23 protein-coding genes are annotated in these 20,950 nt (G+C 34.0%); 18 read left to right on the top strand and 5 right to left on the bottom strand.

Annotated features, from left to right (window positions below; genetic code table 11):
* Positions 1 to 6 precede the first annotated feature (6 nt).
* The 12 genes from HM987_RS19050 to HM987_RS19000 all read left to right on the top strand — a co-directional run bounded on the left by HM987_RS19050 (position 7) and on the right by HM987_RS19000 (position 10,601).
* Complete coding sequence (locus HM987_RS19050) at positions 7 to 240, top strand: FeoA family protein (protein ID WP_179010172.1); 234 nt, start codon at positions 7 to 9, stop codon at positions 238 to 240.
* Positions 233 to 2,332 carry a ferrous iron transport protein B gene (gene feoB / locus HM987_RS19045; RefSeq protein WP_179009592.1) on the top strand — a complete coding sequence of 700 codons (2,100 nt, stop codon included), beginning with the start codon at positions 233 to 235 and terminating at the stop codon, positions 2,330 to 2,332. Before HM987_RS19050 ends, feoB begins: the two co-directional genes overlap by 8 nt.
* A gap of 39 nt (positions 2,333 to 2,371) precedes the next feature.
* Positions 2,372 to 2,512 (top strand): FeoB-associated Cys-rich membrane protein, encoded by a 141-nt coding sequence (locus HM987_RS19040; RefSeq protein ID WP_179009590.1) that lies wholly within the window; start codon positions 2,372 to 2,374, stop codon positions 2,510 to 2,512.
* Positions 2,513 to 2,835: 323 nt separating this feature from the next.
* The gene (locus tag HM987_RS19035; RefSeq protein WP_179009588.1) at positions 2,836 to 3,495 is read left to right on the top strand and encodes a metal-dependent transcriptional regulator; all 660 of its coding nucleotides are present in this window, start codon (positions 2,836 to 2,838) and stop codon (positions 3,493 to 3,495) included.
* Entirely contained in the window at positions 3,482 to 3,838 is a 357-nt protein-coding gene (locus HM987_RS19640) for a transporter (RefSeq protein ID WP_229724529.1), read from the top strand. Before HM987_RS19035 ends, HM987_RS19640 begins: the two co-directional genes overlap by 14 nt.
* Positions 3,829 to 4,281 (top strand): transporter, encoded by a 453-nt coding sequence (locus tag HM987_RS19635; RefSeq protein ID WP_229724527.1) that lies wholly within the window; start codon positions 3,829 to 3,831, stop codon positions 4,279 to 4,281. Before HM987_RS19640 ends, HM987_RS19635 begins: the two co-directional genes overlap by 10 nt.
* Positions 4,282 to 4,289: 8 nt before the next feature.
* On the top strand, positions 4,290 to 5,201 hold the full coding sequence (locus HM987_RS19025; RefSeq protein WP_179009587.1) for a metal ABC transporter solute-binding protein, Zn/Mn family: 912 nt from the start codon (positions 4,290 to 4,292) through the stop codon (positions 5,199 to 5,201).
* A 116-nt stretch (positions 5,202 to 5,317) separates the two neighbouring features.
* Positions 5,318 to 6,091, top strand: coding sequence for a metal ABC transporter ATP-binding protein (locus HM987_RS19020; protein WP_229724525.1), 774 nt, complete (start codon positions 5,318 to 5,320; stop codon positions 6,089 to 6,091).
* A gap of 110 nt (positions 6,092 to 6,201) precedes the next feature.
* On the top strand, positions 6,202 to 6,600 hold the full coding sequence (locus tag HM987_RS19015) for a VOC family protein (protein ID WP_179009585.1): 399 nt from the start codon (positions 6,202 to 6,204) through the stop codon (positions 6,598 to 6,600).
* 107 nt (positions 6,601 to 6,707) lie between these two features.
* Positions 6,708 to 8,318, top strand: coding sequence for a DUF3843 family protein (locus HM987_RS19010; RefSeq protein WP_179009583.1), 1,611 nt, complete (start codon positions 6,708 to 6,710; stop codon positions 8,316 to 8,318).
* A gap of 2 nt (positions 8,319 to 8,320) precedes the next feature.
* Positions 8,321 to 9,448 carry a metal ABC transporter permease gene (locus tag HM987_RS19005; protein WP_179009581.1) on the top strand — a complete coding sequence of 376 codons (1,128 nt, stop codon included), beginning with the start codon at positions 8,321 to 8,323 and terminating at the stop codon, positions 9,446 to 9,448.
* Positions 9,441 to 10,601 carry a metal ABC transporter permease gene (locus HM987_RS19000; protein WP_179009579.1) on the top strand — a complete coding sequence of 387 codons (1,161 nt, stop codon included), beginning with the start codon at positions 9,441 to 9,443 and terminating at the stop codon, positions 10,599 to 10,601. Before HM987_RS19005 ends, HM987_RS19000 begins: the two co-directional genes overlap by 8 nt.
* 49 nt (positions 10,602 to 10,650) lie before the next feature.
* On the opposite strand, the gene HM987_RS18995 is transcribed toward HM987_RS19000, so the two are convergent.
* The 3 genes from HM987_RS18995 to HM987_RS18985 form a co-directional block, all read right to left on the bottom strand.
* Positions 10,651 to 13,560, bottom strand: a complete 2,910-nt coding sequence (locus tag HM987_RS18995; protein ID WP_179009577.1) for an energy transducer TonB — start codon at positions 13,558 to 13,560, stop codon at positions 10,651 to 10,653.
* An 11-nt stretch (positions 13,561 to 13,571) separates the two neighbouring features.
* Positions 13,572 to 14,114 carry an RNA polymerase sigma factor gene (locus HM987_RS18990; RefSeq protein WP_179009576.1) on the bottom strand — a complete coding sequence of 181 codons (543 nt, stop codon included), beginning with the start codon at positions 14,112 to 14,114 and terminating at the stop codon, positions 13,572 to 13,574.
* Positions 14,115 to 14,220: 106 nt separating this feature from the next.
* On the bottom strand, positions 14,221 to 15,018 hold the full coding sequence (locus HM987_RS18985) for a TerB family tellurite resistance protein (protein ID WP_179009575.1): 798 nt from the start codon (positions 15,016 to 15,018) through the stop codon (positions 14,221 to 14,223).
* 124 nt (positions 15,019 to 15,142) lie between these two features.
* Between HM987_RS18985 and HM987_RS18980 the strand changes: the two genes are divergently transcribed.
* The 5 genes from HM987_RS18980 to HM987_RS18960 all read left to right on the top strand — a co-directional run bounded on the left by HM987_RS18980 (position 15,143) and on the right by HM987_RS18960 (position 18,678).
* Complete coding sequence (locus HM987_RS18980) at positions 15,143 to 15,550, top strand: hypothetical protein (RefSeq protein ID WP_179009574.1); 408 nt, start codon at positions 15,143 to 15,145, stop codon at positions 15,548 to 15,550.
* A gap of 150 nt (positions 15,551 to 15,700) precedes the next feature.
* Complete coding sequence (locus tag HM987_RS18975) at positions 15,701 to 16,111, top strand: BrxA/BrxB family bacilliredoxin (protein WP_179009573.1); 411 nt, start codon at positions 15,701 to 15,703, stop codon at positions 16,109 to 16,111.
* Positions 16,112 to 16,270: 159 nt separating this feature from the next.
* Positions 16,271 to 17,008: a lysophospholipid acyltransferase family protein gene (locus tag HM987_RS18970; protein ID WP_179009572.1), complete on the top strand. Its 738-nt coding sequence runs from the start codon at positions 16,271 to 16,273 to the stop codon at positions 17,006 to 17,008.
* Between the two features lie 20 nt (positions 17,009 to 17,028).
* A complete protein-coding gene (locus HM987_RS18965) occupies positions 17,029 to 18,009 on the top strand; it encodes an acyl-ACP desaturase (protein ID WP_179009571.1) in 981 nt (326 codons plus the stop codon).
* 9 nt (positions 18,010 to 18,018) lie between these two features.
* A complete protein-coding gene (locus HM987_RS18960) occupies positions 18,019 to 18,678 on the top strand; it encodes an HD domain-containing protein (protein WP_179009570.1) in 660 nt (219 codons plus the stop codon).
* Between the two features lies 1 nt (position 18,679).
* Here HM987_RS18960 and HM987_RS18955 read toward each other — a convergent pair whose 3' ends face one another.
* A complete protein-coding gene (locus HM987_RS18955; protein WP_179009569.1) occupies positions 18,680 to 18,853 on the bottom strand; it encodes a hypothetical protein in 174 nt (57 codons plus the stop codon).
* Between the two features lie 16 nt (positions 18,854 to 18,869).
* Entirely contained in the window at positions 18,870 to 19,742 is an 873-nt protein-coding gene (locus HM987_RS18950; RefSeq protein WP_179009568.1) for an AraC family transcriptional regulator, read from the bottom strand.
* Positions 19,743 to 20,027: 285 nt separating this feature from the next.
* On the opposite strand from HM987_RS18950, the gene HM987_RS18945 reads away from it, so the two are divergent.
* On the top strand, positions 20,028 to 20,585 hold the full coding sequence (locus HM987_RS18945) for a hypothetical protein (protein ID WP_179009567.1): 558 nt from the start codon (positions 20,028 to 20,030) through the stop codon (positions 20,583 to 20,585).
* Positions 20,586 to 20,950 lie beyond the last annotated feature (365 nt).

Raw genomic sequence — 20,950 nt, 5'->3', positions numbered from 1 at the left:
ATAAGGATAAGGTTGACATTAGCAGACTTAAAACGTGGACAACAAGGCATAATTACTGATGTGTCTTCAATTCATATTCCATTAAAGCTTCTCGAAATGGGTTGCTTACCTGGCAATTCGGTTCAGCTGGTACAAGTTGCTCCATTTGCAGATCCCATGTACCTCAACATCAACGGAACGCATTTGGCGATCAGAAAAGAAACTGCTATTCACATTATAATCGAAACGGTACATGAGTAAGCAAATCAACGTTGCTTTAATTGGAAATCCCAACACAGGGAAAACTTCGGTGTTCAATGCGCTGACGGGTTTAAATCAAAAGGTTGGAAATTATCCTGGCATTACCGTTGAAAAAAAAGAAGGCATTTGTAAACTTCCACGAGGTGTTAAAGCCCATATCATTGATTTACCTGGAACCTACAGTTTGAATGCCTCGTCTTTAGACGAAAATGTAGTCATTGAATTACTTCTCAATAAGAATGACAAGGATTATCCTGACGTTGCCGTTGTGGTAAGTGATGTCGAAAACTTGAAGCGAAATCTTTTATTATTCACGCAAATTAAAGATTTAGAAATTCCGACCATATTGGTAATTAATATGGCTGATAGAATGGCTTACAAAGGCATTTCATTGGATATCGATTATTTGGAACAAGAGCTCGAAACTAAAATTGCCTTAATTAGTACTAGAAAAAACAGTGGCATCAATGAACTTAAAGAATTGATCACCCATTACAAAGAGCTTTCTACCACACCTTGTATGGACGCCTCGTCTATAGATGAAGCTTATTTTAATAACCTTAGAAAAGCATTTCCCAATCAATTACTATACAAACTGTGGTTGGTTATTACACAAGATGTTAACTTCGGAAAAACAGATCGAACCGCATTTGATAAAGTTGAAGATTTCAAAACCAAGTCTAAAGGCGATTTAAAACGGCTTCAACAAAAAGAAACCATAAAGCGTTACCAGTTTATTAATCAAACACTTAAAAAAGGGCAAACCATTGATCTTAATACAGCAAAAGATTTACGCATAAAATTAGATAGAATTCTAACTCATAAGGTTTGGGGCTATTTAATTTTTGGAGTTATTTTATTAACTATTTTTCAGGCTATTTACGATTGGTCCAGTATTCCAATGGATTTTATTGATGGAGCTTTTGCCTCGTTAAGTGAATGGATCAAAAACACATTGCCAGAAGGCGCATTTACAAATTTGCTCGCTGAAGGTATCATTTCTGGCCTCGGTGGTATTGTTATTTTTATTCCACAAATTGCTTTCTTATTTCTATTTATCTCAATTCTGGAAGAAAGTGGTTATATGAGTCGCGTAGTCTTTTTGATGGATAGAATTATGCGACGCTTTGGATTGAGTGGAAAAAGTGTAGTGCCTTTAATTTCAGGAACAGCCTGTGCGATTCCCGCAATTATGGCGACCCGTAATATTGAAAGCTGGAAAGAACGCTTAATTACAATTTTAGTAACGCCTTTCACCACTTGTTCTGCTAGATTACCTGTTTATCTTATCATTATCGCTTTGGTCATTCCTGAAGGACGAATTTTAGGATTGAGTTACCAAGCCTTAACCCTAATGCTATTATATCTCATTGGTTTCGGTGCAGCCGTTGGTTCTGCTTGGATTTTAAATAAAATATTAAAAATAAAAAGTAAGACCTTTTTTGTAGTAGAAATGCCTAACTACAAATTACCGATGTTTAAAAATGTCGCATTGACAGTACTGGAAAAAACAAAATCATTCGTATTTGGTGCTGGTAAAATAATTTTAGCAATATCAATTGTACTATGGTTTTTGGCATCTTATGGACCAGGAGACAATTTTAACAATGCCGAAAGTATCGTTACAGAACAATACGAATCGGAAAACTTAAGTGATGACGAATTGGAACAAGAAATAGCATCTCACAAATTAGAACATTCCTTTATTGGTATTGCTGGTCATGCTATTGAACCTGCTATTAGACCATTAGGTTACGATTGGAAAATTGGAATCGCCATCGTAAGTTCTTTCGCAGCTCGTGAAGTGTTTGTTGGTACTTTAGCAACCATTTATAGTGTTGGAAGTGATGAAGAAGAAACTATAAAAAATAGAATGGCTGGAGAAGTCAACCCCATTCTTGGCGGCCCATTATTTAATTTTGCTTCTGGTATTTCATTATTGTTATTTTATGCCTTTGCCATGCAATGTATGAGTACGCTCGCCATCGTTAAACGTGAAACTAATTCTTGGAAATGGCCCATCTACCAATTAGTAATTATGAGTGCTTTTGCGTATATTGTAGCATTAGTTGCTTTTCAAGTTTTAAAATGATAAAAAAAAGTCTTCCCTTAGGGAAGATTTAGATGGGATATGAATCTGATTATTCAAAACATATTAGTTTTTTCAGCATTGGCTCTTGCCTTGCTATTCTTAATACGTAAGTTTATTTGGTCACCTAAGAAAAAATCTTCAAAAGCTTGTGGTGGTAATGATGGCTGTGGATGTCATTAATTATCATCTTAATAGCTTATTTTTTTGATTATAAGTCCAACAAAACTGCTTTCTTCAAAGACCTATTTAGTGGTGTTATTCTATGCCTAGGCTTATTACTTTCAGCGTTTGGCTTTGCAGCCCTATTCGGCTTAAACATTGTCTATGCCATTTTCTACTTAGCGATAGAAATAATACTTGTATTCGCGCTAAAGGCATTTATTCAAACTAAAAAGTAATTTCCAGAATCCATTTTTATTCATATCATTTTTGTTTGAAACAATTTTTTAGTTACATTTGAAAAGTATTTAAGCTTACTTAAAAATAAATTAAAGCTATAATAAATGTCAATCGCAGTTGAAAACTTTGTAAAAGCTATTTACAACAATAATTCCCATGATACTAAAAATACCAAACCAGGCAATATTGCCAAAAAATTGGGAATTTCTAGTGCAGCAGCAACTGATATGGCAAAAAAATTAGCCGTAAAAGATTTACTCCACTATCAAAAGTACCAAGAATTACAACTCACCGATAAAGGCAAAAAAATGGCTTTGAATATTGTGAGAAAGCATCGGTTATGGGAAGCATTCTTATTTAAAATGTTCGATATGTCATTGCATGATATTCATAAAGAAGCCGAACTTTTAGAACATCAAACTTCAGATTTATTAGCTGACAAGATTAGTGCATATTTAGGACATCCTAAGTTTGATCCTCATGGCGATCCAATTCCTAATGCTAAGGGAGAAATAACCACAAAAGATACCTCCATTTCACTTTCAAATGCTGAGGAAGGAAAAGCATATATCATTTCCAGATTAATAAGTGATGACAAAGAGTTTTTTGAATTCTGCGCACATCAAAAATTAAAATACGGTCATGAGATAAAAGTAACCAAACAATTCAAAAAAAATAAAATGACGGAACTTTCAGTGCATAACAACACTATTTTACTAAATGAAGATTTTTCAAATTTAATTTATGTTAATGCAACTAACTAAAAAACACATACTATTTGGCATTATGCTGTTTGCATCCATGTTTCTCACTTTTTCACAAGAGACAGATACAGTTGAACCTATAGTTACAGATAGACCAGATGCTACCGAAGCATCTTCTACAGTTGGAAAAGGCACATTTCAAATTGAAACAGGCGGTTTGTTTGAATCTTTTGAAGAAAACAACACAAAATCTGAAAACTACACCTACAACACTATATTGATTCGATATGGTATTCTCGACAATGTAGAATTGCGAGTAGGTTGGGATTTTGTGGAAGGCATTACCAAAGTCAATGGCAGCAAATTAGATAATGTGACAAGCGGACTTTCCCTTTGTTATTAGGATTAAAATTAGATATTGCTGAAGAAAAAGGTAGCATGCCAGAAATAGCTCTTATTGGTCATGTTTTTCCCCTATTTAGTGCTTCAGCAGATTACAGGCCAGAAACAACAGGTATTGATTTTAGACTGTCATTATCACATACTTTGAGTGAAAAATCGAGTTTAGGTTATAATATTGGTGCGGAATGGGGCAATGATTCGCCTGAGGCCGCTGCGATTTACACCCTTGCTTACGGTTACAGTCTTTCGGACAAATTTGGCTTTTATGCTGAACTATATGGCGATTTGCCAGAAGATAGTTCTGCCAATCATTATTGGGATGCCGGTTTCACTTATTTGCCATGCAACGATTTGCAATTTGATATTTATGGTGGCACAAGCATTACACAAGGTCAAGACTTGTTAATAGGAATGGGATTAAGTTATAGAGTTAAAAGAAAATAGTTTTATAGATGAAAAAAATATTAGTATTACTGTCAATCTTGCTGGTTTTTAATTGCGAAAACGAAACCAAAAAAAAGAATGGAAAACTCAATGTTGTTACCACAACCACAATGATTACCGATTTGGTTAAAAATATTGGTGGAGATTCCATAAACGTGGAAGGTTTAATGGGTGCTGGTGTCGATCCACATTTATACAAAGCCAGTGAAGGCGATGTCACCAAATTGGTCAATGCAGATGTTATTTTTTATAACGGATTACATTTGGAAGGTAAGTTAGTTGACGTTTTTGAAAAAATGGAAAGTTCAACAAAAAAACCAGTCGCCTTAGCCGATGATATAAGCAAAAACCAATTAATAGGTTCAGATTATTTTGCTTCAAATTACGATCCGCATGTGTGGTTTAATATCAGCTTTTTTAAACATTTTGCAGAAAAGGTTACCCAAGTTCTATCTCAACAAGATCCTGATAATGCTGAAATATTCCGAGCTAATGAAAAGCGCTATTTAGCAGAATTGAACAAACTTAATGACGATGTACAAGGTGTGGTTGATGCTCTTGAACCGGAAAAAAGGATATTAGTTACAGCACATGATGCCTTTAATTATTTTGGACAAGCTTATGATTTTAAAGTTGTGGGCTTACAAGGCTTATCCACAGCTACTGAAGCAGGTGTGCAAGATGTTCAAAAGATGGCTTCGCTTATTATAGAAAATAATGTAAAAGCTATATTTATTGAAAGTTCTGTACCTAAGCGAACCATTGAAGCTTTGCGGGAAGCTGTAAAATCTAAAGGACATGATGTAGCTATTGGAGGTACGTTATACTCTGATGCTCTCGGGAATGCTGGCACACCAGAAGGCACTTATCTAGGGATGTACCGCTATAATATTAAAACGATTGTTAGTGCATTGTACTAACTGAGTATTTGGTCTTAGTAACAGGAATTACGCTTAGTTGTGAATTAATAAGACATAAGTTACCTAATTTTCTTGCAAGTTTTTGATAACCTTATAGGTGTTAAAATAATATAAATGTGAATAATAAGTCGATTGAAAAAGAGACTCCTGCCTCTGCAGGAGCAATAGCCGTTAAAGTGGACGACCTTACCGTTGCCTACAACTACAAACCTGTACTTTGGGATATCGATTTAGAAATCCCTGAAAGTGTCCTTATGGCAATTGTGGGTCCAAATGGTGCTGGAAAATCTACACTCATAAAAGCAATTCTAGGCATTTTAAAACCAATAGCTGGTAGCGTTTCCATCTATGATAAGCCATACGAAAAACAAAGACAGTTAGTAGCTTATGTACCTCAAAAAGGAAGTGTAGATTGGGATTTTCCGACTACAGCTTTAGATGTGGTAATGATGGGAACTTACGGGAGTTTGGGTTGGATAAAGCGTCCTGGTAAAAAAGAGAAAAAAGCATCACTTGAAGCTTTGGAAAAAGTGGGAATGCTAGCGTTTAAAAATCGGCAAATAAGTCAGCTATCAGGCGGGCAACAACAACGTATATTTTTAGCAAGAGCTTTGGTCCAAAACGCCTCTATTTATTTTATGGACGAACCTTTTCAAGGTGTTGATGCGACTACTGAAATTGCCATTATCAATATATTAAAAGAATTAAGAAAAGCAGGAAAAACAGTCATCGTTGTGCATCATGATTTGCAAACCGTACCAGAATATTTTGATTGGGTTACTTTTTTAAATGTGAAAAAAATCGCCACAGGACCAGTGAAGGATATTTTCAATGATGATAATTTGACTAAAACTTATGGCATTAATTATAAAGTGAGTATTCAAGAGTAAAAATAGTTTGCAGTCTCAGTAAACAGTGCTAACTGTTGCTAATAAAATAATGTCAGTCTGAGTGCAGTCAAAGACTTTTGGCTATTAAAACCATAAATTGAATTTTAATTATGAAATACGCGTACACCATTTTATATGTCGATGATGTTGAAAAGACAATTTCATTTTACGAAAAAGCTTTCGGATTTCAAAAGAAATTTATCACACCAGAAAATGATTATGGCGAATTGATTTCTGGGGAAACAACCATCGCTTTTGCTTCAAATATGTTGGGCCATTCAAATTTTACAAAAGGTTTTAAAGAACTTTCAATAGAAGAAAAGCCAAATGGTGTTGAAATGGCGTTTACAACTGAGAACATTGAAGCTGATTTTGCGAAAGCAATAAAAGCGGGAGCTAAGGAATACGAAGCTCTAAAACAAAAACCTTGGGGACAAAAAGTAGGCTATTTAAGAGATATTAATGGCTTCTTAATTGAAGTTTGTACGCCGATTAAGGTACAGAAATAGTTTACAGTCTCAGCCTGCCCGTACCGAAAGGCACGTTCGCACGGGTCGCAGTTTTCAGAACTTTTCTTGTGGAAAAATTGTGATTTTTAAGTTTACAATATCAACTAATGAAAAATAAAATTTACTTAAAACACTGGTTAGAATTAAAACCAAAGAATTACAGCAGTAATACAGATTTATATTATCTGAAAATCGCTAATGAAATATACTCGAATTTGGATAACAACACCTTGACTGCGTTATCGCAATTAATGAATAAGGAAGATATATACATACTTTGTTGTTTTATAACCTGCTATTTTGAAGATATTATTTCCCAAACCAATATTTGGCAGGCTTTTAAAGAACAATATGCACAACAGCATCATAAAAAATTACCTTTTTATAACATTGATGATAACTATATTGATGAAGAAATTAACGTTCAGGACATTGCATTTCTAATTTGGTATTTTACAAATTCACTTGAAGATGAATGGTTTGTTACACCATATAGCGATACATTCTTAATTCTAGCAGAACAGGCCATTAGCGTATTGGATGAGGCCTTTGAATATGCACCCGAAAACGAACAGCTTAAAAAATTGTTTGACTTTAAGCCTCATACGGATGAGTTTTATGAAACAAGAGCTTTTCTTCAAATGTTATTTTTTGACTCGTATTTATTTTATCCTGATGTGAAAAGGCGATTTGATTTTAGCATTTTTGAAATTATAGAAGAGAGCAAAGATGAAGATTCAAATAGCATTATGGGTTATATTAGAGAGGTAACCGATGAGTTTACATTTAACAAAGTTAGTTCACTACTTTCCTTAAGAGCCAAGGATTGGGCCAAACAAGTTTTGGGGCCTACCCATAAAAGCTACAACGATATTTCTAGTATATCAGAAAAAATTACGGGTTTGTTTTTATACAAAAAACAAAATAACGAGTCTGTTACCTTAGAGCATATCGCTTCGGGAATAGTTTTTGAAATGACAAAAAAATCGTTTGATAATTCCCATAACTTAAATGAAGATGCTATTATATACATTGGATTGGTTAAGTATAAAAATGAATGGTGGTTTTCTGGTAATTTTTTCATGCAAGAATTTAATGCCGACACCATTTTAGATCAAAAAAACTCTGCACAAGCCAGAGCGGAAGTCAATTTTTTGAGGGATGAAAATGAAATTGGCAAGATTATGCAAAAACAGAAAAAAGCGTTTTTAGATTTTAACGATAATTCACTAATAGCATTTGTAAAAAGCAACACTTTAAATGCTTTTGTTAACGATTATTTTGCTTTTTTCAACAATTCTCTAAATCTCACGAAAGAAGAATCAGAAAATGTGCAAAAAAGGACTAAGGCAGATGGGTATTTTGGTAGTGAAGCAAATTTTGAAGGTTTTGACAACGATACGGATGAAATTGTCGTATTTTTTAATCCTGTAAGTGGCTTAGAAATGTATCCTAATATTTTGAACGCATTTCCGGATAAGAAAAATCCTTTTTTTAAGGAAGAAGACCGAGAGGATGCACTATATATATTAATGGCTCCCGATTATTCAACCGAGTTTACAAATTATTTTATAGAGAATTATAAGGATAAGTTGTCAATTTTTGAAAAAGAGCCTTACCGATCTTATTTCGACGATTTGGATTTTCTACTTAAATTTTGGAAAAAAGACAAGTATAAAAGTAAAAACACAATAGCATTAACAGGGCGTGAAATTTAACAATGAATCTGCAAGAGTACTTTTCTTTAGTTTTTAGTGACTACACCTTAAGAACCATCACACTTGGCACAGCAATTCTCGGTGCCGTTACGGGAATGTTGGGCAGTTTCGCTGTACTTAGAAAACAGAGTTTATTGGGAGATGCCATTTCGCATGCCGCATTGCCAGGCATTGCCATTGCTTTTTTAATTACAGGGGCAAAAGACAGTAATACATTATTAATTGGAGCACTGATAAGCGGTTTAATCGGTACGTTTTGGATAAGAGGAATCGTAACCAAAACCCATTTAAAATCCGATACGGCTTTAGGCTTAGTTCTTTCCTTATTTTTTGGATTTGGGATGTTGCTATTAACCTTTATTCAAAAACAACCGAATGCCAATCAGGCCGGACTTGACAAGTACTTATTCGGGCAAGCAGCAACCTTGGTAGAAAGTGATGTTTGGTTAATGGCAATTGTAACAGGAATTTGTTTACTAATTATGCTAACGTTCTGGAAAGAATTCAAAATCCTTCTATTTGATGCCGATTACACAAAAACACTGGGATTCAATACCAAATTTATAGATATTCTTATCACAAGTTTTATTGTTTTAGCGATCGTTTTAGGTTTACAAACCGTGGGTGTGGTGTTAATGAGCGCTATGCTTTTAGCACCTGCAGCTGCTGCACGACAATGGACTAATAGTTTATCGGTTATGGTTTTGCTAGCTGCTATATTCGGCGCGTTCTCTGGTGTTTTTGGTACCGCGATTAGTGCAAGCCAAAATAATTTATCTACGGGTCCTGTAATTGTTTTAGTTGCAGCTGTTTTTGTCGTAATTTCATTTCTGTTTTCGCCAAGTCGTGGGTTGTTGTTCAAACGAATTCGATTTATTAAAAATCGTCGTGATCTAGAATTGCACAAAACGCTGACCTTTATGCATCATATTGCGGAAACACATGAAGATATTTCGCACCCACACGCCATTAAACTTTTAAATAATTTTCAGGGTTACACCAGGACTACGCTTCAAAAATTAGTAGATAAAGACTACGTGGAACTTCATGGCAACATGTGGAGTTTAACAAAAACAGGATTTGAAACTGCAGCTAATTTATACACCAAACAATCCACAGAAGATGAGTAGCGCTCAGATAGAAATACAACTCATAGCATGTGTCGTGGCGGTTGCTTGCGCCATTCCTGGAACATTTTTGGTGCTCAGGAAAATGGCAATGATAAGTGATGCGATTAGCCATTCTATTTTACCAGGTATTGTGGTTGGCTTTTTTATCACTCAAGATTTAAATTCCCCTTTATTGATTCTTTTGGCAGCTTTCACAGGCATAATTACTGTTGTATTGGTGGAGTATATTCAAAAAACAGGACTCGTAAAAGAAGATACGGCCATTGGATTGGTGTTTCCGGCATTGTTTAGTATTGGTGTCATTCTGATCGCTAAAAATGCCAATGACGTCCATTTAGATGTTGATGCGGTTTTGTTAGGCGAATTGGCGTTTGCCCCATTTGACCGATTATTAATTGCAGGCACAGATGTTGGCCCAAAATCACTTTGGGTTGTTGGTACAATTCTATTAATTACGATTACACTTTTGGTTCTGTTTTTTAAAGAATTAAAAGTCAGCACTTTTGATAAAGGTTTGGCTGCTTCTTTAGGATTCTCGCCAGCCATTATTCATTATGGTTTAATGTCGGTTTCTTCCGTAACTACGGTTGGTGCTTTTGATGCCGTTGGTGCTATTTTGGTTGTTGCCTTAATGATTGCACCTGCTGCAACGGCCTATTTACTCACTACTGATTTAAAGAAAATGTTGGCTCTTGCTATAGGTTTCGGGATTTTTAGTGCCATTTTTGGGTATTGGGTGGCACATTGGTTAGATGCTTCCATTGCTGGCTCAATCACAACCGTTCTTGGCTTGGTATTTTTGTTGGTCTATTTGTTTGCACCATCAAAAGGAATTATTGCCGTAATGTACCGGGAAAAACAACAACGGACCGAAGTCTCTTTACTCACCTTTTTATTGCACTTAAAAAACCATGATGAAATTGAAGAACGCCATGTCAACCATCTTAACGAGCATATCAACTGGCAGAAAGTACGCGCTAAAACCGTTCTCGATTTAGCCCAGAAAAACAATTTGATTCATATTGAAAATAAAGTGGTTTCCTTAACCAAAAAGGGCGATAAGTTCACATCAAAGGCTATCAACTATATCATTACAAATGAAGATACCCAAATTGAAGACATGAAGGACGATTTCTTTTTGTTTAGAGGGTAGTTTCTCCTAAATATTGCACTGAGCACGGTCCAACTTTAACGCAGTTATATCAATGAAATATTTGATTAAATTTTTTTAATTCCGCTTTTAATTCTTCAATGGAAACTTCTTTAAACTCTAAATCTAATTCTGAAGTTGTTACTATTGTCAGTTCTTTCAATCCTAAGAACAGTTTATTACCTCTCTTTTTAATTGCGAAAAGAATAACGTCTTCATCTAATGGTATTTCTCCAAAACTATATTTTCCATGAATGTTATTACTAGTTAAAATCGAGCTTAAGGACTTAAAAACCATTTTCACATTTGCTCCTTCTGCATCCTTAATCTTTACTTTGTATTTAATTTTGCTCTTTCGGCTATTTACAAAACGGTCGCAATTAATCCAACCTAATTGAGAAACGGCAAAAGTGTAACGGTCAATATCACGCTCTTTTATATTTTTAACATTCTTAGATGACTCAAAGGATTCCGCAAATTTTTTGTCGCTACGTGCAATGTATATTGTTGAATCCATTTCCGCTCCTATTCTTTTTCTAGATGTATTAAGATTGTCTCTTACTTCAAAATAAATAGGTAATGAATATTTTACAACCACGGGTTTAGCTTTTTGAAATCCTGGTGTAACTTTGGGGAAAGTTTCTATAACTCGTATAGCTTCTTCTGCTAATTCTTTGCTGTTTGCTCTGGCAAGAATATTGACAATGTTTCCTTCTTCATCTATTTCAAAAGAACTGTCTATTCTTTGTTTACCAGAAAGGTTTAAGTTTTCTGATATATCAACATTAAATTTTCTATTTATAATTTTAGTAATAGTATCAGTAAAACATTTTTTTTGTTCTTCGTTAGTACCATTCTCACATCCAGGAAATATGGGAACTTGCTCAATTGCATGAAATGAGAGCGTTGTATTTTCAATGCTGCCAGTTAACTCATCAATTAAAGTAACCTCTGAAGTTGTTACTTCTGTACTATTTAATCTCCAATTAATCCCATCAGTATTCTTTTCGCCATTAAAAAGCTGCATATTTGTTTTTCCTGAATTATTGAAAATGATATTAATTTCTGCTTGTGGATTTAACTTTAATTTTAAACCATTCTTATTTGCTTCAATATAAAGCATTCCGCCAGTTTCGAGGATTCTATCATTAGATTTTGTGCTTAAATTCGCTAATAAGATATCAGACAATTTATAATATTCAGTAATGTTCAATTCTATGTTTCCAGAGACTTCTTTATTTGTTTTTTCAACTATAAATGCATTTTCAGGAATTGATATTATTGTCCCTTCTTTTAGAGTTATTTTGAAATCTTCTTCTGTGTTTACTGTAATCTTTTGAGGGGCTTTATAATTCGATTTAAAAAACGAAAGCGTATTAACTTTACTAGAATCGTTTCGATTCATTGTTTCCATTTCAACAATTACCGCTTCAACTTCTTTCATTGTAGTCGAAACTTTTTTTTGTTTAAGGTTTTCTTCTTTTGGATTTGTGTCTAATCTTAAAAACGACTTTATTTGAGATTTGTCGCTTTTTTCATACTCAATCATAAAAGTGCCATCCTTATCAGCTTTTAAAATTTTTCGGCTTGCATAGAATTCATCATCAACGATGCAAAATGAAATTACAGTAAAAGTCTTACCTCTAGGAATCTCTATTTTACTTGAATAAATATTCAATATTGTATTATTTTCATTATCCACAAAATAGGTTTCAGACCATTCTGAATTATTTGAATATGCTTCTTCTCTATATAAGTTGAGGTCTACACCCAAATTATTTTTAAGACTAATGACTATTTTGTCCACAGCATCAGAATATTTATCAATATTAATCCAACCTAATTTTGAGATTTCAATTGTTTCATAGAATGCTTTAACCTTCAAGTTATTATTGTAGATTTTTCTTGATTTGTCAAAAGTTAAGATATCATTAGTATAGACTATGTTTATTAACTCTTTATAATACTCTAAATCAATGACTGAAAATTGAGAATCCGAACTTAATAATACGTCCTTTTCTGATGTTAAGTTTGAGGTTCTTTCATATATAATTAACGTGTCTTTTTGATTACTGAAATATTTAATTTCTGGAAATCTCGTCTTTATATTCTTATGTGATAGGTAACCCAAAGAGTCTATTAAAATAAGCCTTTTCATAGTTTCAACACCTCCGAATGCTTTTGTCCTCACTTCATCAAGTATGATAGTATCTTTACAAAAAATAACAAATTGTTTCTCATTTTTCAATTCAATATTAGAAAGATTCCAGTCTAAATAACCATTTTCAACTCTTTCACCATAAAATATTTTCATCGCTTCCTCAGATGTGTTTTTAGGAAACCTAGCTTTAATTGTTCTATCTTCTTTTAAAACTAGATTTTGATTATCTGCTTTAATTTCAATCTTAAATGCTCCACCAGAAATTAACCAATCTCCATTTGATATTGTTTGTGTATTTGCCCAGAGTAAATCTTGCTTATTTGTTAATTCTATTAATTGTATAATTAGCACTTCGTCTTTCAAAGGTTTTTTAGATTGAAATTCTAAATCCTGTGGATTTATTGTCAATCGAGTTCCCTTCTTTCCTTCTATAGTCGTAATACTATCAGAGGATACTTCAAATTGTTGAATATATTCTGTTTCAAAATTCAAAGCTTCCCTAAGTCCATTCTTTGCAGTATTATGATTAAAGAATATTAACCAAACGAGAAAAGCTAATATTAAACCACCTAGAAGACTACCAATTAATTTTAGCCACTTACCTCTAACAAAACCATTTCTAGCTTCCTCTATTTCTTCTTTTATTAGTGTTCTTTCGATTCCTTTTAAAACTATTAAATGTTCATTGTAAAGAAATTTAAATTCAGCATCTGATTGTAATCTATTTTCAAAAGCCAAAACTTCACTTTCTGAAAGTGACTTATTCAAATAAGCATTAATTAAATCAATATAATTTTCCATGATTTCTCGAATTAAGATTTAGCAGTTTTGAATTGATTTCTGTAGATGTCCTTTGCTTTCTGTAAGCACTTGTACTTCTGGTTTTTTGCAATTTTTTCACTTTTAAATTGCATGACCTCAGCAATGGCTTTAAAAGACATTTTTTTGAGATAAAACCGTTGCAACAATTGTTGACATCGTTCTCCTAATTCGCGAAACGCTTGTTCAGCAGTTCGGTATTTCTTTTCTTCGATAACAGCATCAAGAATAGAAACTTCTTCTCCTTCAAGCTGACGTAATTCTTGCTTTGAAAATTGTTTTTGGCTGTCTTTCCATACAAATCGAGATACGGAATATAAATAGGTGTAGAATGAAGACGTAAGTTTAAAATCTGATTTTTCCAGATTCCTGTTGAGAATAATCAATGCTTCTTGAAACACATCATTGGCATCTGCTTTTGTGCCGCCTTTTGAAAGAATGAGTTTTTCAATCCGTGGATAGAGTTTGTATAACTCCCTAAACGCTTTGTTGCGTTGACCATTTTTAAATAGTGCCATTATTTTTTCGTCGCTCATAAGAGAGGTTTATTTATTAATGGTCGATTTCTTAAAAGGTCTCCTTAAAAACTATAATTTATTACGCAAGAGTAAGACTGCATACTGTAAACTGTATACTGAGGACTTACTTAAACCCACGTTCCTTCTGAATATGCTCATAAGCCTCCTGCACCTGTCTAAACTTAGCTTCAGCACCTTCTTGGTGTTCTTTGCCTAAATGTCCAACACGGTCTGGATGGTATTTCTTGGCCATGGTTCTGTAGGCTTTTTTAACTTCATCGTCAGAAACGGATTTATCAATCTCAAGGATTTTATAGGCATTATCGCTACTGTTGTAAAACATCGCTTTTATACTTTGGTAATCCCTATTGCTGATGCCTAAATAACCTGTTATGGTATAAATTTGACGTAATTCATCCTCGGTAACTAATCCATCTGCTTTGGCAATTCCGAATAAAAAATGAAGCAGTTGTAAGCGTGATGCGTGATCCATCATTTGCTTAATCTGCAAACAAACCTGACGTGTAGAAATATTCTGTTTGCTAATACGCTTAAACAATTCAAAAGCCTTGTTGGCTCTATCCTTTCCGTACATATTAGCAAACTGCTGACGTACAAAATCCAATTCGCGTTGGTCTTGTTTGCCATCGGCTTTTATAACTACTGATGCTAAAATCAATAAGCTGACTTCAAAATCACCTGATTGTGTTTGTGGTCGCTGTGTTCTTGATTGTGTTCTTGATTGTGTTCTTCTTTGACGATAAGGATCTTGTCGTCTTCCTGCTTGACGATCACCTAATAATGGTGTTCCATCACCTGTTAAATTATCGACAAAACTTCCAATAGCCAAACCAATAATAGCACCTATTGGACCGCCAAAAGACCAACCTAAAGCACCTCCTATCCATTTTGCAAAACTCATATTCTTTATTTTATAAAATTCAAATATACTATATGTTAGTAAGAGGAATGTAAATTTTGTTACGATTAGTGCGCAACCTTTTGCAAAAAGTTTATCTTATAAGTACAACCCATATTTTCAATTTATGAAACCACCTTTCTATATTCTAGTTTTAGTTGTGTTCCTTTTTAGTTGTAACAATGATGACAATGCTCCTCAAAACACAGCACCAACCATCAATGGCACTTGGTCATTAGTGAATGTCTATGGCGGTTTTGCTGGTGTTGATGACGATTTTGAAAATGGTACAATAACATGGCACTTTAACCAAGACAATTTAGAGTTAACGGTTAGCAACACCAATACAACCGATGTTATTTACGACGGTTTTCCTTCGGGAACTTATGATTATCAGATTCTCACCACAACAGGTGAAGATGCTAATGTGGTTGTTAATTCATTTAGCTATGACATAACAGTTTTAACCCAGACGCAATTAGTATTAGATGAAGGCGTTGCAGCAGATGGGTTCTTACTCACGTTTAGTAGGTAACATCATTTTGATGTGTTTTTGTAGCTATTGAAAACAAAAATACCACGATTCAAACTGCTTACTGAAGACTAAAGACTGCCGACTTATTTTCCTTATCTTTGCAATCCGATACCTATCGGAACAAATTAAGATTAATTAAAATATTAGAATATGTATCCAGCAGAATTAGTAAAACCAATGCGTGAGGATTTAACCAACGTCGGTTTTGAAGAATTACATACATCAGAAGCTGTAGATAAAGCGATTGCAAAAGAAGGCACCACACTTGTGGTTGTTAATTCGGTTTGTGGTTGTGCAGCTGCCAATGCAAGACCAGGCGCTAGAACCAGTTTACAAAATGCAAAACGACCAGACCATTTAGTAACCGTTTTTGCAGGTGTAGATAAAGAAGCGACGAATAAAGCAAGAGAATATATGATTCCTTTTCCTCCGAGTTCGCCTTGTATGGCCTTGTTTAAAAATGGGGAATTGGTACACATGTTAGAGCGTCACCATATTGAAGGCAGACCTGCAGAGCTAATCTCAGAAAACCTTATGGATGCTTATAACGAGCATTGCTAGATAAAAAAAGCCTTTCTCACTAGCCTTCTTTCTAGAAGAAAAAGGGAGCTTAGGCAGATTGGTATTAAAAACCTTTTAAGTCGAAAGACTGATGTAAAAAAACCACGAAAAAAATCGTGGTTTTTTTGTGCATACATCGCATTAAATTAAATTTGTTGTATGAGAAAACTATTAGCATATCCATTAACTGCCCTATATGCGGTTTGCTTTCTTTCGACCTTGGTTATTTTTCATCCTATACAGTGGTTGGCGAACAATATCTTTGGTTACAAGGCACTTAAAGTTACTGTAGATTGGCTTCAGTTTTTTATAATGCGCTGTCTTAATGTTTTAGGAACAAGGATTTCTTTTAATAATCCCCACAACATTCCAACTGATAAACCTTTGATTATAGTTTCCAACCATCAAAGTATGTATGATATATCACCAATTATGTGGTACTTACGTAAACATCATGTAAAATTTGTGTCTAAAAAAGAATTGGGAAAAGGCATCCCAAGTGTATCTTATAATTTACGTCATGGTGGATCGGTTTTAATAGATCGGAAGAACCCAAGACAATCCATGGTTGCCATGATGAAATTTGGCGACTATATTGAAAAAACAAAAAGAGCAGCAGTGATTTTTCCCGAAGGCACACGTAGTAAAGACGGAACACCAAAACCTTTTAAAACCAAAGGTCTGGAAATGTTAATCAAAAAAGTACCATCAGCACTCGTTGTTCCAATAACAGTCAATAACTCTTGGAAAATGTTGAGATACGGAAAATTCCCGATGGGAATTGGAAATCATATGAAATTTACTGTACATAAGCCCTTAGAAATTATTAACTTTACAGATAAGTCTGAATTAATTCAGCAAGTAGAACAAACTATTGTTGAAGGCATTGATAAATAACCCTTAAATAATCATCAAATATGTCGTTGAAAAATGTAAGATTGGAAGTGATGCAGCATCTGGAAAAGGATGTACAATCCCTTATTGAAAAATATTTAATTCCTGTTGAAAAAATATGGCAACCTACTGATTTCTTGCCAGATTCCACAAAAGAATCTTTTTATGAAGAGGTACGAGAAATTAGGGAATTAAGTAAAGAAATGTCGTATGATTTTTGGGTGGTGTTAGTTGGTGACATGATTACTGAAGAAGCACTACCAAGTTATGAATCTTGGCTTATGGACGTTGAAGGTGTTGACCAAGTAGAACGCAACGGTTGGTCCACTTGGTTAAGACATTGGACTGGCGAAGAAAACAGACATGGCGATGTACTTAACAAATACTTATACTTATCTGGTCGTGTAAATATGCGTGAAATTGAAAAGACCACGCAATACCTCATTAACGATGGTTTTGATATTGGTACTGGTAGAGATCCTTATAAAAACTTTGTTTACACCAGCTTTCAAGAACTGGCAACCTATGTGTCGCATAATCGCGTAGCTAAAATCGCCAAGGAAAAAGGCAATAAACGATTGGCTAAAATGTGTAAAATCATTTCTGGGGACGAGATGCGTCATCACCATGCCTATTCGGAGTTTGTGGAGCGTATCTTTGCTGTGGATCCCAACCAAATGATGATGGCTTTTCACGATATGATGAAACGAAAAATTGCCATGCCAGCACATTTTCTTAGAGAATCTGGCGAAAGCATTGGTGCTGCATTCGAAGAGTTTTCAAATACCGCACAACGGATTGGTGTGTACACTTCAAACGACTATGTAGATATTCTGCAAAAGCTTATTGACCGTTGGGACATAGGAAGTATGACGGGTTTAAATGATGAAGCGGAGAAAGCAAGAGACTATTTAATGACCTTACCTCCTAGAATGTACCGTTTGTCTGAACGTATGAAAATCCCGGAGAATTCATTCCAGTTTAAATGGGTGGATCCTGCCTAAAATAGTTTTATGCGTAATAAAAGTCAACTTATTACTTCGACAATTACTTTTGTAAAACAAGAATTAATTGATGCAGAAGGTGGACACGATTGGTTTCATACCGAGCGTGTTTATAAAAATGCACTTCTCATTGCTAAAACCGAACCTGTTGATATTTTAGTGGTGTCATTGGCAGCACTTTTGCACGATATAGCGGATTCAAAATTCCATGATGGAGACGAAACCATTGGGCCCAAAAAAGCACAAAGATTTCTTCTAAATAACGATGTTGACAGTAAAATAATTGAACACGTAACTCAAATCATCGAGAATATGTCTTTTAAAAACTCCTTCGATTTAAATACATCATTTACTTCTAAGGAATTGGAAGTCGTTCAAGATGCGGATCGCTTGGATGCCATTGGAGCAATAGGCATTGCGCGCTGTTTTAATTATGGTGGCTTTAAATATAGAGCACTCTATAATCCTGAAATTAAGCCTAACCTCAACATGACGAAGGCTGAATACAAAACTTCCAACGCACCAACTATTAATCATTTCTACGAAAAATTGTTGCTTCTTAAAGACCAAATGAATACTAAAACTGGAGGACGTATCGCCTCAGATAGGCATAAATATATGGAAGGTTTTTTGAAGCAATTTTATGCGGAGTGGGAAGGGAAAAAATAAATTAATTCTCATTGGCCACTTCAAGAGCAGTCAATTTATACTCAATGATCGCCATTTCCTCTCCATAATGAATCAGTTCATCTGCAGTTAGATTATTTCGAGAATTTACGGTGTTCAATATCTCCTGACCTTTTTTAGTATAGTAGGCAATTGTGATTTCTATTTTATCTTCCATGAGTACCAAAATTTAACTATTGAACCATCATTTTCAGCTCTCCTCTATATTTAGAGGCGCTTTTGCCTGTAAATTCTTTAAAAAGCTTATTGAAATGCGAAAAATTATTAAAGCCACACTCAAAACTCACATCTGTAATGCTCATTTGACTTTCCGAAAGTAATTTTGTGGCATGTACCACACGATATTCGTTAACCAGCTTTGTGAATGTTTTGCCTGTCACTTTTTTGAAATAACGGCAAAATGCTGGAACCGTCATACTGACCTTATCCGCAATTTCATCTAAACTAATGTGTTCCTTAAAATTTTGGTTCACATGTTTAAAAACAATATCGATCTTCGCACTATCTTGAGGTTCGGTTTCAAAGGCAAAACCATCTGCGTTTAATAACGTATAATCCTCTGCTTTTGCTAAACCATGTAACACTTCAAGTAAAATTAATATTTTTTTGAAGCCTTCTTTTTCGTTTAACTTTTCAATTTTGGCACCTAATTTTTTCTTGGTTTTTACACCAAAAAGAATACCTTTTTTAGAACGTTCAAACAATTGATTGATTTTTCCCATTTCTGGAATATCAAAAAAATGATTGCCTAAAAACTCAGGTTTAAATTGAACTAAGGTCTCGCTTCCATTAATGGTAAGTCGATCCGTAAAGCCATTATGAGGCAGGTTGGGCCCAATAAGCAATAACTGGCTATTATTAAAATAAGATAAATGATTGCCTATATGACGTTTTCCTTGACCTTTATTAACATATACCAATTCAATTTCTGGATGAAAATGCCAAAAAGGTTTATTCTCCCCAATATAAGCTTCGTGCTTATTAACTTTTATGGAGCTCCCAAACTGTGGACTAATTTTTTCTAAAGTAGGTTTTCTTGTTTTCATAATATATTACAGGTACAAAGTTAATTGTATTTAAAATTAAAACCTATGTACAATTGCCAAAAATATATACAATATTATCTCATTATGATAATTTCAATAGTCATATTGTTAAATATGCATATAAATACGCCAAAATCGATGTTTTATGAAAGCCAAAGTCACGATACCTTTGTAGTGTTGAATCATTTAAACTGATTATCAAAAATTGGATCAATTAATAGGAACTAAACAAAATCAAATCTAAAGACCAATTTTCAATGTCGGTTTAATCTAAAAAAAAACATTATGAAAAGATTATTTAAAAACATTTTAGTATTAGCTGTGATGTTAGGAACATGCACAAGCTTCGCAAATGCAAAATTAGAAGTTCTACCTACTTTTAATAATGTAAACAAAGGAAACTCAATTTCTGTTACTAACGCTGCTGGAGCAGTTATCTTTAGTGGCTCTATAAATTTTGATGGTAATATTCGAAATCTATACGATTTTTCACAATTAAAGGATGGTCTATACAAGATTGAAATCGATAAGGATTTTGAAATTGAAGTAAGTACGGTAGAAGTGAAAAATAACAGCGTTAACTTTATAGTTCATAAAAGCGAAACTATTTTTAAACCTGTATTTAGGGTACAAAATAGCAGAGTTATCATTTCAAAATTAGCCTTAGCTGAGCCTGAAATGCAAATTGAGCTTTATTTTGAAAACGAATTGATTTACTCAGAAACGGTTAAGGGCAGCGCAGTTTTAAACCGTGTGTTAAGACTGAATGAGAACATTAAAGGAAACTATACTGCCATTGTTAAATCTGACGGTCGCGTATTTATTAAAAACTTTTATCTATAAATGAAAAAGAAAATAGATTGAAACTAAAAGTGGGTTGCTAAGAGCCCACTTTTTTTTATTTCATTTATTAGATCACATTAATAAAAATCTGTAACTCTAATGATGGTCTGATTTGCCTTCTCTAAATGTTCGGTTGTTCCAGTTATCAGATTAATGAGTCCGTAACCTTATCAGAACTTAGATATCTTTTAGAGATACTTTTCATCCACCACATCATTATCATAGTTTTCATTAACAATACTATTGGAGGGAAACGATTTTTCTTAATGCTCTTTGAACGCCATGAATCATATTTCAAGTTTAATTTCTTCGAAATTTATAATTACCAATCGGATATTCTCAATACGAGAACTATACTTTACCAT

The sequence above is a fragment of the Winogradskyella forsetii genome (assembly GCF_013394595.1).
Taxonomy (GTDB): Bacteria; Bacteroidota; Bacteroidia; order Flavobacteriales; family Flavobacteriaceae; genus Winogradskyella; species Winogradskyella forsetii.
Note: the sequence above shows the minus strand (reverse complement) of the source record. Positions and strands in the feature narration are given on the sequence as shown.

What these genes read in the sequence shown, in the direction of transcription:
- feoB (WP_179009592.1), top strand. Translation starts at nt 233, where the DNA reads ATGAGTAAGCAAATCAACGTTGCTTTAATTGGAAATCCCAACACAGGG.
- HM987_RS19040 (WP_179009590.1), top strand. Translation starts at nt 2,372, where the DNA reads ATGAATCTGATTATTCAAAACATATTAGTTTTTTCAGCATTGGCTCTT.
- HM987_RS19035 (WP_179009588.1), top strand. Translation starts at nt 2,836, where the DNA reads ATGTCAATCGCAGTTGAAAACTTTGTAAAAGCTATTTACAACAATAAT.
- HM987_RS19640 (WP_229724529.1), top strand. Translation starts at nt 3,482, where the DNA reads ATGCAACTAACTAAAAAACACATACTATTTGGCATTATGCTGTTTGCA.
- HM987_RS19025 (WP_179009587.1), top strand. Translation starts at nt 4,290, where the DNA reads ATGAAAAAAATATTAGTATTACTGTCAATCTTGCTGGTTTTTAATTGC.
- HM987_RS19015 (WP_179009585.1), top strand. Translation starts at nt 6,202, where the DNA reads ATGAAATACGCGTACACCATTTTATATGTCGATGATGTTGAAAAGACA.
- HM987_RS19010 (WP_179009583.1), top strand. Translation starts at nt 6,708, where the DNA reads ATGAAAAATAAAATTTACTTAAAACACTGGTTAGAATTAAAACCAAAG.
- HM987_RS19005 (WP_179009581.1), top strand. Translation starts at nt 8,321, where the DNA reads ATGAATCTGCAAGAGTACTTTTCTTTAGTTTTTAGTGACTACACCTTA.
- HM987_RS19000 (WP_179009579.1), top strand. Translation starts at nt 9,441, where the DNA reads ATGAGTAGCGCTCAGATAGAAATACAACTCATAGCATGTGTCGTGGCG.
- HM987_RS18995 (WP_179009577.1), bottom strand. Translation starts at nt 13,560, where the DNA reads ATGGAAAATTATATTGATTTAATTAATGCTTATTTGAATAAGTCACTT.
- HM987_RS18990 (WP_179009576.1), bottom strand. Translation starts at nt 14,114, where the DNA reads ATGAGCGACGAAAAAATAATGGCACTATTTAAAAATGGTCAACGCAAC.
- HM987_RS18985 (WP_179009575.1), bottom strand. Translation starts at nt 15,018, where the DNA reads ATGAGTTTTGCAAAATGGATAGGAGGTGCTTTAGGTTGGTCTTTTGGC.
- HM987_RS18980 (WP_179009574.1), top strand. Translation starts at nt 15,143, where the DNA reads ATGAAACCACCTTTCTATATTCTAGTTTTAGTTGTGTTCCTTTTTAGT.
- HM987_RS18975 (WP_179009573.1), top strand. Translation starts at nt 15,701, where the DNA reads ATGTATCCAGCAGAATTAGTAAAACCAATGCGTGAGGATTTAACCAAC.
- HM987_RS18970 (WP_179009572.1), top strand. Translation starts at nt 16,271, where the DNA reads ATGAGAAAACTATTAGCATATCCATTAACTGCCCTATATGCGGTTTGC.
- HM987_RS18965 (WP_179009571.1), top strand. Translation starts at nt 17,029, where the DNA reads ATGTCGTTGAAAAATGTAAGATTGGAAGTGATGCAGCATCTGGAAAAG.
- HM987_RS18960 (WP_179009570.1), top strand. Translation starts at nt 18,019, where the DNA reads ATGCGTAATAAAAGTCAACTTATTACTTCGACAATTACTTTTGTAAAA.
- HM987_RS18955 (WP_179009569.1), bottom strand. Translation starts at nt 18,853, where the DNA reads ATGGAAGATAAAATAGAAATCACAATTGCCTACTATACTAAAAAAGGT.
- HM987_RS18950 (WP_179009568.1), bottom strand. Translation starts at nt 19,742, where the DNA reads ATGAAAACAAGAAAACCTACTTTAGAAAAAATTAGTCCACAGTTTGGG.
- HM987_RS18945 (WP_179009567.1), top strand. Translation starts at nt 20,028, where the DNA reads ATGAAAAGATTATTTAAAAACATTTTAGTATTAGCTGTGATGTTAGGA.